Source organism: Candidatus Kosakonia sp. 282A-S69, from assembly GCF_029433855.1.
GTDB lineage: Bacteria > Pseudomonadota > Gammaproteobacteria > Enterobacterales > Enterobacteriaceae > Kosakonia > Kosakonia cowanii_A.
On the sequence record NZ_JAROAU010000001.1, the window covers coordinates 16,973 to 29,966 of the forward strand.

Below are 12,994 nucleotides of genomic sequence, written 5' to 3' on the forward strand. Positions count from 1 at the left end.
AATTGGTGATTTGGAATCAGAAAAGAGTATAAGCAGAAAGGGGTATTAGCCGGGTCGCCCCGGCCTGATGTGACGCAGGTTTGTTACAGGGCAAAGAGCCTGTCGAGCGCGGGCGCGAAGTAGTAACCGCCGGTGACCGGGCGGGTAAAACGCAGCATGGCGTCGCGCTTGCCGTCACGGTCGCCGAACATGCTCAGCAGCTGCTGCTCAATGTTGTAGAGCCGTGCGCTGTAGGTGCAGAAATAGAGGCCGTGAGTGCCGCTGGCGCTGCCGTAAGGCAGGCTCTGGCGCACAATTTTCAGCCCTTTCCCCGCCTCTTTCAGATCGACGCGCGAGAGATGGGAAGTTACCGGGCGCACATCAGCGTCGATCTCTTCGTTATCCGCTTTGGTGCGCCCGATCATCATCTCCTGATCGCTGACGCTCATGCGGTTAAGCTGTTTCAGGTTATGCTCCCAGCGCTGCACCATTACGTAGCTGCCGCCCGCGTCGATACCCTCCTGAATAATCGCCACTTCACGGCGTTTCTCTTCGCCGGCCGGGTTCTCCGTGCCGTCGACAAAACCGCTGAGATCGCGATCCTCGACCCAGCGGAAACCGTGCGTCTCCTCTTTCACCTCCAGCGCATCGCCAAAGGCAGCCAGCGCCGCCTGGGCGACAGAGAAGTTGACGTCGTGACGCAGGGAGAGAATATGGATCAGCACATCGTGCTGGGTGGCGGGCGCAAGCCCTTTGCCATAGGCAGGAAAATCTTTCAGCTCTTCAGCACCCTGCCCGCCGCTTAATTCACGCCAGACGCGGGAACCAAATGCGACCACCGCGCCGAGCGCCGCGTCAGGGAATTGCAGTTGAAAATTCGCGAGCTTATCGGCAAACGCACGGCTGCCGGCGCGCAGGGCATCGGCCTCCCCTTTTACGCTGGCCTCAATCCAAATTGCCGCACGGCAATGTTCCGGCAAAATGCCACTTTGAACCTGGGACATCACATCTCCTGAAAACTGACCACAAAAACGATGCGGCATTGTACCTGTTTTTGGGTCAGTATCAGACTATTCCGAGCAGATTAGCGACGCCAAATGATCTTGCTCACTTTCCAGCTTTTCAGGGTATCATCCGACGGCATTAAGCCCTCCGGGCCGCTCCAGCTACCGCTGAAGAGATAGCTGATGTGCTGGCTGTCGGGCGCTTTACACTCGATGCCGGAGATATCGGCGTCGGAGGCTTTCACGCAGTGGCCAAACGCTTTGTCATAGAGAGTGTTGAACGGCGCGCCGATTTTTACCCCTTTGTGGGTGGCAATATCGGGATCGGTGACATCAATACGGCTGACGACGCCGTTCTCACCATTGACCACCAGCGCCAGCTGCTTCTCTTTCAGCGCTTCGAAATAGCGAACAATGGTGCCTTTATCGGTTTTCATGCCGCTGCGCAGGTGGTAATCGCCGCCTAACGCGTCGCCAATCGCCTGTTCATTGAGCGGCGTGCTGGCAGTCAGCCCGCCGACGCCCTGCTCGTTGACTTCGAGGGAGGAACCAAACCAGTTCCAGGGGTAAGCAGCAGACCAGTTGACCGAGGCGAACGTCGAGCAGCCGGTTAACGCCAGCGGCAGCGCGATGAAAAACATACGCAGGGGGTTCATGCACAATTCCTTATATTGACCAAACGCCTGTTGGAGTGCCGAAAATGAAAAAAGTGCCCTCGTCACAGCGAAAGGCCGGATTCAGTACTCTTCGTCTTCAATCAGGCGTTTGCCAAGATTAACGCTGTCGGTGTGCTCATACCCCAGGCGCTCATACATACCGATTACCATCTCGTTATCGTCGCGCACCATCAGGTTGATCTTCGGACAACCGCGGGCAATCAACTTCTTCTCCAGCCGGCTGAGCAGCGCATTGGCGATGCCGCGACCGCGAAACTCCGGATGGACACCCAGGTAGTACGCCGAACCGCGATGGCCGTCATAACCGCCCATTACCGTACCCACCACTTCGCCCCCGACCTCTGCCACCAGGAAAAGGCTTACGTCATGATTGACCTTACGCTCAATGTCCATCTCCGGATCGTTCCACGGGCGCAGCAGTTCACAGCGCTCCCAAAGCGTGATCACTTCTTCAAAATCTTCCTGCCGGAAAACACGTATCTCCATGATGTCCCCCATATTTTTCAGCTGTGTAAACGGTGATTATGGCCTCTGGCGCGCGGTTAGCCAATATCCAGCATCATCGCCGCTGAAAAATGGCATAATGTCACTCTGTCACGTATTGAAATGAAAAGTAAAACAATAGTTCTTACGGACTGTCGTCACAGCAAACACGATACGCTATAACACCTGCCACCACGGATAACCCATTTCAGGCTATGAGCACCTTTAAACCATTAAAAACACTCACCTCGCGTCGCCAGATCCTGAAAGCAGGCCTGGCAGCATTAACGTTGTCAGGTATGTCTCGTGCTATCGCTAAGGATGAGACGCCGCTTAAAACCAGCAACAGCCACAGCAAACCAAAGGCGAAAAAAGCGGGCGCCCGGCGCATCGTGATGCTCGACCCCGGCCACGGCGGGATTGATACCGGCGCGATTGGCCACAACGGCTCGAAAGAGAAGCATGTGGTGCTGGCGATTGCCAAAAACGTCCGGGCGCAGCTGCGTGCGCGCGGCATTGATGCGCGTTTAACGCGTACCAGCGATAAATTCATTCCCCTTTACGACCGCGTCGAGATTGCCCATCAGCACGGCGCGGATCTCTTTATGTCGATTCACGCCGACGGCTTCACTAACCCGAACGCCGCGGGCGCGTCGGTGTTTGCCCTCTCCAATCGCGGGGCGAGTAGTGCGATGGCGAAATACCTCTCTGATAAGGAGAATGCCGTCGATGAACTGGCGGGCAAAAAAGCGCGTGATAAAGATCATCTGCTCCAGCAAGTGCTGTTTGATTTGGTGCAGACGGACACCATTAAAAACAGCCTGACGCTCGGCTCGCATATCATCAAACAGATCAAGCCGGTGCACCGGCTACACAGCCGCAATACCGAGCAGGCGGCGTTTGTGGTGCTAAAATCTCCTTCCATTCCGTCGGTGCTGGTGGAGACCTCGTTTATTACCAACCCGGCGGAGGAGAAGCTGCTCGGCACCGCCGCGTTTCGCCAGAAGATCGCCACGGCCATCACCGACGGTGTCATGAGCTACTTTAGCTGGTTCGATAATCACAAAGCCCACACGAAGAGGCGCTGATGAGCACTCCTGATGTAGACCCGGTAAAAAACGCCCTGCTTGCCCTGCAGGACGCTATCTGCGCGAAGCTGGCGGCAATCGACGGCGGAAGCTTTATCGAAGATGCCTGGCAGCGTAACGCGGGCGGCGGCGGGCGCAGCCGTGTGCTGCGCGACGGCAGCGTGTTTGAACAGGCGGGAGTTAATTTCTCCCACGTCCACGGTGATGCGATGCCCGCCTCTGCCACCGCGCACCGCCCGGAGCTGGCGGGGCGCAGTTTCGAAGCGATGGGCGTCTCACTGGTGGTGCACCCGCGCAACCCCTATGTGCCGACCAGCCATGCCAACGTGCGCTTTTTTATCGCCCAGAAGCCGGATGCCGATCCGGTTTGGTGGTTCGGCGGCGGTTTCGATATGACCCCCTATTACGGCTTTGAAGAGGATGCCGTGCACTGGCACCGCACCGCGCGCGATCTCTGCCAGCCCTTCGGCGAAGAGGTCTACCCGCGCTATAAAAAGTGGTGCGATGACTACTTCTACCTCAAGCATCGCGACGAGCAGCGCGGCGTTGGCGGGCTCTTTTTCGACGATCTCAACACCCCTGATTTTGACCACTGTTTCGACTTTATGCGCGCGGTGGGCGAAGGCTATACCGACGCCTACCTGCCGATCGTCGAGCGGCGTAAAAATATGCCGTGGGGCGAGCGCGAGCGCGACTTTCAGCTCTACCGCCGCGGGCGCTACGTGGAGTTTAATCTGGTGTGGGATCGCGGGACGTTGTTCGGCCTGCAAACTGGCGGGCGCACCGAGTCGATTTTGATGTCGATGCCGCCGCTGGTGCGCTGGGAGTACAACTACCAGCCCGCCGAAGGCAGCCCCGAAGCGGCGCTCAGCGAGTTTATCAAAGTGAAAGAGTGGATCTAACCTCGTAGGCCGGATAAGGCGCAGCTGCCATCCGGCAAAGGTGTTACCACGGTGGAATGGTTCCGTTCACCAGGCATTAGGGAGTTTCATTAATCTCTTATGCGGTGAACGGGACAAGGGGCGCGGCCGCGCTCCCCTTGTCAATCCCCGCGGCCCCGCGAGGAAATCGGTGCTGCGCACTGCGCTCACCTCCCGCGTGCCTGACTGCGGCCGGCTCGACTCGACTTACTCGCCCCGTTCCGGGACTCGTCCCTGTCTCGGTTCGCCTCTGTCCGCCATCCATGGCGTCCAGACCTTGTCATTCACGCTTCGGTTCGCCGATTTCAGCGGGGACACAACACCCTCGCTGTGAGACCTGAGGTAAAGGAAAGTCGGAGTTGCTGGAACCGCGTAGGCCGGATAAGCGTTTACGCGCCATCCGGCATTATGTGAGCGGCATCGATTGCCGGATGGCGCTACCGCTTATCCGGCCTACCGAAACTGTGATGCTAAAGCTTACAACGGCGCGGTCTGCGCCTCGACAACCGCTAACGCCACCATATTGACGATCCGCCGCACGGAGGCGATCGGCGTCAACACATGTACCGGCTTAGCCACCCCCATCAACACCGGCCCGACGGTCACCCCTTCGGCGCTGGAGACGCGCAGCAGGTTGTAGCTGATACGCGCGGCTTCGACGTTCGGCATAATCAGGATATTCGCCGTCCCCTTCAGCGGGCTGTCGGGCATTCTGTCCTGACGAATCGACTCATCCAGCGCCGCATCACCGTGCATCTCGCCGTCAATCATCAACTCCGGTGCCCGCTCACGCACCAGCGCTAAGGTTTCACGCATCTTCGCCGCCGCCGGGGCATTGGATGAGCCGTACTGAGAGTGTGAAAGCAGCGCCACGCGCGGTTCAATACCAAAACGGCGCACCGTCTCCGCCGCCAGCAGGGTGATCTCTGCCAGCTGATCGGCGCTCGGATCTTCGTTTACGTAGGTGTCGGCAATAAAGGTGTTGCCGCTTGGCAGCAGCAGCGCGTTCATCGCGCCTGCGGCATGCACGCTGTCGCGATAGCCAAAGATGTCGCGCACCACGCTAAAGTGCTCATGGTATTCGCCAATGGTGCCGCAGATCATTGCATCCGCTTCACCGCGATGGACCATGATGGCGCCAATCACCGTGGTGTTAGCAATCACCGCGCGCTGCGCCTGCTCCTGAGTCACGCCACGGCGTTTCATGATGTTGAAGTACTCCGTCCAGTACTCCTTAAAGCGCGGGTCGGACTCGTTATTCACTATCTCGAAATCCGCGCCGGCGCGGATTTGCAGCCCCAGCTTCTGAATGCGCATCTCAATCACGCTCGGACGGCCAATCAGGATCGGCTTCGCCAGCCCCAGCGTCACCAGCTCCTGGGTGGCATGCAGTACGCGCGGCTCCTCCCCTTCTGTCAGCACCACACGCTTCGGCGCGCTGCGGGCCTGGGAGAAGATCGGCTTCATAAACAGGTTTGTTTTATAGACAAACTCGGCGAGCTTATCGACATAGGCGTCGAAGTCGCTAATCGGGCGCATCGCCACGCCGGACTCCATCGCCGCTTTTGCCACCGCCGGGGCGATTTTGACAATCAAACGCGGGTCGAACGGTTTCGGGATCAGGTAATCAGGCCCAAAGCTGAGATCCTGATCGCCATAGGCAGAAGCCACCACTTCGCTCTGCTCGGCGTGCGCCAGCTCGGCAATGGCATGCACTGCCGCCAGCTTCATCTCTTCGTTAATCGCCGTTGCGCCAACGTCGAGCGCGCCGCGGAAGATAAAGGGGAAGCAGAGAACGTTGTTGACCTGGTTGGGGTAATCCGAGCGGCCGGTGCAGATGATCGCATCCGGGCGCACCGATTTTGCCAGATCCGGCAGGATCTCCGGCTCTGGATTTGCCAGCGCGAGGATCAGCGGCTGGCGCGCCATCTCTTTCACCATCTCCGGGGTCAGCACTTTTGGCCCCGAGCAGCCGAGGAAGATATCCGCACCCGCGACCACTTCCGCCAGCGTGCGTTTGCCGTTGTCCTCCACCGCATAGGCGGCTTTGGTCTCCGCCATGTTCGGCTCGCGGTCTCTGTAGATCACCCCCTTCGAGTCGCAGACCACAATGTTGTGTTTCTGCATCCCCAGCGCCACCAGCAGGTTCATACAGGCGATGGCCGCCGCGCCCGCGCCGGAGACGACCATGCGCACGTCAGAGAGGTTCTTTTCCACCACCCGCAGACCGTTGAGAATGGCAGCAGTGCTGATGATCGCCGTGCCGTGCTGATCGTCATGGAACACCGGGATATTCATGCGCTCACGCAGTTTCGCCTCAATATAGAAGCACTCCGGCGCTTTAATATCTTCCAGGTTAATGCCGCCGAAGGTCGGCTCCAGCGCAGCAACCACGTCGATCAGTTTGTCGGGGTCCTGCTCATCAACTTCGATATCGAACACATCAATACCGGCAAATTTCTTAAACAGAACGCCTTTGCCCTCCATCACCGGCTTGCCCGCGAGCGCGCCGATATTGCCAAGACCGAGCACGGCGGTGCCGTTGGAGATAACGGCGACCAGATTGCCGCGCGCGGTGTATTTATAGGCTGCCAGAGGGTCTTTCTCAATTTCCAGACAGGGCGCGGCAACACCGGGCGAGTATGCCAGCGCCAGGTCGCGCTGCGTCGCCAGCGGTTTGGTAGGGGAAACCTGAATCTTACCCGGGCGGGGAAACTCGTGAAAATCGAGGGCACTCTGTTTTAATTGGTCGTCCATTAGATGTTCCTTTCACGTTGCTTTCAGCGTCAAGAGTGTTAACGCGTGATGACACTCCAATGCACCGACCAGTATGGCCTTTGTCGACGGCGTAAACTTTGAAGGTCGCCATACTCTGGCCATCGCATCAACAAAACCTTTACGTATATCTCCCATCTTTGTTACCTGCCGCAAAACCCCGTAAAGGGCTGCGTCTGCTATGCTTTTTTGTTATGCAGCTCTCATCCTGACAACAGCGCGATGCGACGCGCGCAAATAACACATTGCTTTTTAAGGAGTTATCTTCATGAATTATTTAGACGGCCTGAAACAGTTCACCACCGTTGTGGCGGACAGCGGCGACATCGAATCCATTCGCCATTACCAGCCGGAAGATGCCACCACCAACCCCTCTCTGCTGCTGAAGGCCGCAGGACTCGGGCACTTTTCCCATCTGGTTGACGACGCGCTGGAGTATGGCAAAGCGCGCGGCAAAACCCAGGAGCAGCAGGTCGCAGAAGCGAGCGATAAACTGGCGGTCAATATCGGTGCGGAAATTCTGAAAAGCATTCCGGGACGCGTCTCCACCGAAGTCGACGCGCGTCTCTCCTACGATAAAGAGAAGAGCATTGCCAAAGCGCGCCGTATCGTTGAGCTCTATCAGGAGCAGGGGATCGATAAGACACGCATTCTGATTAAACTCGCCTCCACCTGGGAAGGCATCCGCGCGGCTGAAGAGTTGCAAAAAGAGGGTATCGACTGCAACCTGACGCTGCTCTTCTCCTTTGCCCAGGCGCGCGCCTGTGCCGAAGCGGGCGTCTATCTGATTTCGCCGTTCGTCGGGCGCATCTATGACTGGTACAACGACCGCAAACCGATGGATCCCTACGTGGTGGATGAAGATCCGGGCGTCAAATCGGTGCGCAATATCTATGACTACTACAAACAGCACCGTTACGAGACCATCGTGATGGGCGCCAGCTTCCGCCGCGTCGAGCAGATCCTCGCCCTCGCCGGCTGCGACCGCCTCACCATCTCGCCTGCCCTGCTGCAGGAGCTACAGGAGCATGAAGGCACCGTCGAGCGCAAACTGGTGCCGTCATCCCAGACCTTCTCACGCCAGGCGAAAATGACCGAAGCGGAGTTCCGCTGGGAACATAACCTCGACCCGATGGCGGTTGAGAAACTCTCTGACGGCATCCGCCAGTTCGCCGTTGACCAGCGCAAACTCGAAGATCTGCTTGCTGCCAAACTTTAACCTTTTGCCACGGAGTGAACTATGTCCCGTAAAGAGCTTGCTAACGCCATTCGCGCCCTGAGTATGGACGCGGTGCAAAAAGCCAATTCCGGCCACCCCGGTGCGCCAATGGGGATGGCAGATATCGCAGAAGTGCTGTGGAACGACTTTCTGCAACACAACCCGGCCGACCCGACCTGGTACAACCGCGACCGCTTTATTCTCTCTAACGGTCACGCCTCAATGCTGCTCTACAGCCTGCTGCATCTCAGCGGCTATGACCTGCCGATCGAAGAGCTGAAGAACTTCCGTCAGCTGCACTCCAAAACGCCGGGCCATCCGGAAATTGGCTACACGCCGGGCGTTGAGACCACCACCGGCCCGCTGGGTCAGGGGCTGGCGAACGCCGTCGGTCTGGCGATTGCCGAGCGCACGCTGGCGGCGCAGTTCAACCGCCCTGGCCATGACATCGTCGATCACTACACCTATGTCTTTATGGGCGATGGCTGTCTGATGGAGGGGATCTCCCACGAAGTCTGCTCGCTGGCGGGTACGCTGGGCTTAGGCAAGCTGATTGGCTTCTACGATCACAACGGCATCTCCATTGATGGCGAAACCGAAGGCTGGTTTACCGATGACACGGCCAAACGTTTCGAAGCCTACAACTGGCATGTGATCAGCGAAGTGGATGGTCACTCTGCGGAAGCGGTGAAACAGGCCATCGAAGAGGCGCAGCAGGTGAAGGATAAGCCGTCGCTGATTATCTGCCGCACGGTGATTGGTTTTGGTTCGCCAAACAAAGCGGGCAAAGAGGAGTCGCACGGCGCGGCGCTTGGCGACGAAGAGGTGGCGCTGACCCGCAAACAGCTGGGCTGGAACTACGGTCCGTTCGAGATCCCGAAAGAGATCTACCAGGCGTGGGACGCACGCGATCGCGGCGCGAAAGCCCAGCAGTCGTGGAATGAGAAACTGGCGGCGTGGGAGAAAGCGTTCCCGGAGCTGGCGGCCGAGTTTAAGCGTCGCATGAGCGGCGGGTTGCCGGAGAACTGGGAGCAGATCACCTCCGAATACATCAACAATCTGCAGGCTAACCCGGCGAAGATCGCCAGCCGTAAGGCGTCGCAAAACACCCTGAACAGCTATGGCCCGGTGCTGCCGGAACTGCTTGGCGGCTCGGCGGATCTGGCCCCGAGTAACCTCACCATCTGGTCCGGCTCCACATCGATTAAAGAGGATGCGGCCGGGAACTACATTCACTACGGTGTACGTGAGTTTGGCATGACGGCAATTGCCAACGGTATCGCCCATCACGGCGGTTTTGTCCCCTATACCGCGACTTTCCTGATGTTCGTTGAGTATGCCCGTAACGCGGCGCGTATGGCGGCGCTGATGAAAGCGCGGCAGATCATGGTCTATACCCATGACTCCATCGGCCTTGGCGAAGATGGCCCGACGCACCAGGCGGTGGAGCAGATTGCCAGCCTGCGTCTGACGCCAAACTTCAGCACCTGGCGCCCCTGTGACCAGGTGGAAGCGGCGGTCGGCTGGAAACTGGCGATTGAGCGCCACAACGGCCCGACGGCGCTGATCCTCTCGCGGCAGAATCTGGCGCAGATGGAGCGAACCCCGGAGCAGGTCAAAGCGATCGGCAAAGGCGGTTATATCCTGAAAGATAGCGACGGCAAACCCGATCTGATCCTGATTGCGACCGGCTCTGAAATGGAGATCACCATGAAGGCCGCAGAGCAGCTGAGCAGCGAAGGCGTTAAGGTGCGTGTGGTTTCACTGCCCTCAACGGATATCTTTGATGCCCAGGATGAAGCGTGGCGCGAATCGGTGCTGCCATCGGATGTCAGCGCGCGCGTCGCGGTGGAAGCCGGTATTGCCGATTACTGGTACAAGTATGTCGGCCTGAAGGGCGCGATTGTCGGCATGACCGGCTATGGCGAATCCGCGCCGGCGGAAAAACTCTTCCCTTACTTCGGCTTTACCGTCGAGAACATCGTGGCGAAAGCCAAAGCGGTACTTAAGAAGTAATCTCAAGACGCGCCTGCTTCGCCAGGCGCGCTTTTTCTTATTTCACCACCTGCAACGCTTCGCTCTCCTGCGGCGTGACAATCTCTTCCTGCTTCTCATCCCACAGCGCTTTTTTCACCAGCACGAAGCCCGGATGCTGCGGATCGCGCTTCACCAGCGCGGCAGCATTGTCATCCTCCTGCACATTGCTGTTATAGGGGAAGGAAGGCACGGCTTTCACCCACTCTCCCTGCTGGATATCGTAGACATAGACCACGTTCCACGCGCTGGTCCACCACTGAGGGAAGACCACCACCCGATCGCGACCGCTGTCGTCAAGGCCGGAGAGCGTCTCCACCGTGGCACCAATACACTGCGGCAGCGTAGCGGGTTTGATGGCCGGATTGCTGCTCCATAGCGCGCAGTCGCAGTCGCCCTCTTGCGTACAGCTGCCGCCGGAGTGCGGATCGCGGGCGCTGACCCACACCGTCTCTTTAGTGACGCCGTCAAATTTGCCTTTGGTCAAAGCCCCCTGCACCGCCGCCTCTTTCTGATTGAGGCGCGTGAGCAGATCCGTTTCGCCGCTGATGCGCCAGCCCGCTGGCTGATGGTGGAGGATTAACTGCGCGGGATAATTTTTACGCGTGTCCGCCTCCAGCCCGGCCTGTTTGACAAAATCGACCTCCACATCGCCAGCGCTGGTTTCGTTGATATCAAGCGTGGTGATGATGCGTTGAGTAAAGTGCGGCGCGCGGGCGGTGAAATCCTGCTGCTTGCGCAGCACCGCGTCGCGGGAGAGGTTTTCGCCAAACCAGTTCACCTGATCGGCATAGAGATCGCCCGCGTCGGCCTTGCCGTTAAGGTGGCTGTTCCAGCGCTCAACCTGCGCGGCGATGGCCTTATTGTCGTCGGCGGTAAGTTCAGCTCTGGCGGGCAGAGCGGCGATAAAAGCCAGGCTTAAGGCAAGCCATGGCGTAAACAGAGGTTTCATTATTTTCTTCCCGGTGGCAACGTGCGGGCGGATTATAATGAGCGCGGAGCGGTTTCGTCACTCGCTTATCGCGTGACCCACAGCGTTGGCCATGAATCGGGCCCGTGCCAGCTGTCGCAGGTAGGCTCCTGGGCGTAACGCACGAGGCGGAAATTCTGCCCGTCGAAACGCCAGCGGCTGGCGACGCCGCAGTCTGCAAGGCCTCGCCCTTTCGCCAGCGTGGTCAGCTCGCGGCTCTTCTCATCAAACGAGGCATTCATCAGCTCCATTTCGCTGTTGCCATTATCGGGGGAGAATGGCAGGCGCAGGCGCACCAGGCGGGAGATAAACGGTTTTTGTCGCGAGACAAGCCAGGCGAGATCGACCACGTTGTAAGCACCCGCTTCGCAATCAATCATCAGCAGCGCTTTGTCATTGGTCAGGGCATAGACCCGCACCTGGCGACGCGCCGGGTCAAGGGAGCACTGGGTGTTGCTCATGCGCCAGTTGCCGTAATCAAGCAGATCGTTGAGTTGCTGGTGGGTTAAGGGTGCGGGAGCCGCACTGGTCTGGATGACCTCTTTTAAGGCGGGTGCAGGCGGCACGCTCAGCGGCGGACTGACCCCTTTTTTGATCCACGCGGTTTTACTGCCGACGCGTTTTTGCTGCGCGTCAATAAACAGCAGTGCGGCTTTCAGCCCGGCGAGCGAAATCCGCCCCGGCCCGCTCTGCAGGGTAATGGTCTGCCCCTCCTGGATAGTCTCCAGCAGCGCGGCAACGGTTTGCGGGTTGCTGGTCATCAGATGCCACGGCGCGATCTTCCACTCCGTATTGGTCATTTTTAGCGGTTGTCCATCCAGCAGCAGACGCCCGGCGATAGGCGGCGCTTTGCCCGCCGGAATACCGATACCGCCAAGATCGATCCGCAGCGACGCATCAGCGCGCGCCCCGGCGCTGCGTTCAAGGCTCATCACCAGCCCGGCGTGATCGCCGGTATTGCGCGCCACGCAAAAATTCTGGTTATTGCAGGTTACTTGCCAGTCGGAGAACGTTTTCTGTGCCGGCGCGGCCCATAGCGCGGGTGCGGTGCAAAGACCGAAAAGGAGAGTAAGTACGCTGCGATAACGCATGAATGGTGCAACCCCGGAAGAATAGACGCAAAACTGGCGTATCTTTACTCCCGCGGTTGACCGGCTCAATCGGATTTGTCGGATAGCTTCATGCGAAAGTTGGTAGGGGGGCAGAAAAAGTGCTTCACGCCATCAGACCGGAGGTTTGCAGATACTGCAGCAGAATGACTGCCTTGCCGTCGCGGATCTCACCGCTTGCCACCATCGCCAGCGCCTGCTCAAACGGCAACTCCAGCACTTCGATATCTTCATCCTCCACGCCGCCGCCGTTATTGGCGCGCTGCGCATCGCTATACTCAGCGACAAAAAAGTGCACGATCTCGGTCACGCCGCCTGGCGACATATAGAGTTCGAACACTTTGCGCACCTCTCCGACCAGGTAGCCAGTCTCTTCAATCGCCTCTTTGCGGATGCACACTTCCGGCTCGTCGTCATCCAGCAGACCGGCGCAGGCTTCAATCAGCATGCCGCTCTCGTTGCCATTCACCCAGCTGGCGATACGGAACTGGCGAATAAGCACCACGCTCTGTTTTTCGCGGTTATAGAGCAGGATGGTCGCGCCGTTACCGCGGTCATACACTTCGCGTTTATGGCGGATGACCTCGCCGTTCTGGCGCGTCAAATCGTAGGTGATGTTGCGCAGGACAAAGTAGTTTTCAGAGAGGATTTTATCTTTAATCACATCGATTTTTAGCGACATAGCAGGCTCCAGAAGAGAAACAGAATGGCGTTATAGTACGCGCCCTGACCTGCT

General features: G+C 58.4%; 11 protein-coding genes. 4 read left to right on the forward strand and 7 right to left on the reverse strand.

Annotated features, from left to right (window positions below):
• Positions 1–83: 83 nt before the first annotated feature.
• From PU683_RS00090 to PU683_RS00100, 3 genes are all read right to left on the reverse strand, one after another.
• On the reverse strand, positions 84–983 hold the full coding sequence (locus PU683_RS00090) for a Dyp-type peroxidase (RefSeq protein WP_277169546.1): 900 nt from the start codon (positions 981–983) through the stop codon (positions 84–86).
• Positions 984–1,063: 80 nt separating this feature from the next.
• Positions 1,064–1,639, reverse strand: a complete 576-nt coding sequence (locus PU683_RS00095; protein ID WP_277169547.1) for an RpoE-regulated lipoprotein — start codon at positions 1,637–1,639, stop codon at positions 1,064–1,066.
• Between the two features lie 81 nt (positions 1,640–1,720).
• On the reverse strand, positions 1,721–2,146 hold the full coding sequence (locus PU683_RS00100) for a GNAT family acetyltransferase (protein ID WP_042718790.1): 426 nt from the start codon (positions 2,144–2,146) through the stop codon (positions 1,721–1,723).
• 212 nt (positions 2,147–2,358) lie between these two features.
• On the opposite strand from PU683_RS00100, the gene amiA reads away from it, so the two are divergent.
• On the forward strand, positions 2,359–3,231 hold the full coding sequence (gene amiA / locus PU683_RS00105) for an N-acetylmuramoyl-L-alanine amidase AmiA (protein WP_277169548.1): 873 nt from the start codon (positions 2,359–2,361) through the stop codon (positions 3,229–3,231).
• The gene (gene hemF, locus PU683_RS00110; RefSeq protein WP_277169549.1) at positions 3,231–4,133 is read left to right on the forward strand and encodes an oxygen-dependent coproporphyrinogen oxidase; all 903 of its coding nucleotides are present in this window, start codon (positions 3,231–3,233) and stop codon (positions 4,131–4,133) included. Before amiA ends, hemF begins: the two co-directional genes overlap by 1 nt.
• A gap of 495 nt (positions 4,134–4,628) precedes the next feature.
• Here the strand turns inward: hemF and maeB are convergent, their stop codons facing one another.
• Positions 4,629–6,908, reverse strand: coding sequence for an NADP-dependent oxaloacetate-decarboxylating malate dehydrogenase (maeB, locus tag PU683_RS00115; RefSeq protein WP_277169550.1), 2,280 nt, complete (start codon positions 6,906–6,908; stop codon positions 4,629–4,631).
• A gap of 286 nt (positions 6,909–7,194) precedes the next feature.
• Between maeB and tal the strand changes: the two genes are divergently transcribed.
• The gene (tal, locus tag PU683_RS00120; protein WP_277169552.1) at positions 7,195–8,145 is read left to right on the forward strand and encodes a transaldolase; all 951 of its coding nucleotides are present in this window, start codon (positions 7,195–7,197) and stop codon (positions 8,143–8,145) included.
• A 21-nt stretch (positions 8,146–8,166) separates the two neighbouring features.
• On the forward strand, positions 8,167–10,161 hold the full coding sequence (gene tkt / locus PU683_RS00125) for a transketolase (RefSeq protein ID WP_277169553.1): 1,995 nt from the start codon (positions 8,167–8,169) through the stop codon (positions 10,159–10,161).
• Between the two features lie 37 nt (positions 10,162–10,198).
• Here tkt and PU683_RS00130 read toward each other — a convergent pair whose 3' ends face one another.
• The 3 genes from PU683_RS00130 to nudK form a co-directional block, all read right to left on the reverse strand.
• Positions 10,199–11,131 carry a hypothetical protein gene (locus PU683_RS00130; protein WP_277169555.1) on the reverse strand — a complete coding sequence of 311 codons (933 nt, stop codon included), beginning with the start codon at positions 11,129–11,131 and terminating at the stop codon, positions 10,199–10,201.
• A 65-nt stretch (positions 11,132–11,196) separates the two neighbouring features.
• Complete coding sequence (locus PU683_RS00135) at positions 11,197–12,240, reverse strand: DUF1176 domain-containing protein (RefSeq protein ID WP_277169556.1); 1,044 nt, start codon at positions 12,238–12,240, stop codon at positions 11,197–11,199.
• A gap of 124 nt (positions 12,241–12,364) precedes the next feature.
• On the reverse strand, positions 12,365–12,940 hold the full coding sequence (gene nudK, locus PU683_RS00140; protein ID WP_277169557.1) for a GDP-mannose pyrophosphatase NudK: 576 nt from the start codon (positions 12,938–12,940) through the stop codon (positions 12,365–12,367).
• Positions 12,941–12,994 lie beyond the last annotated feature (54 nt).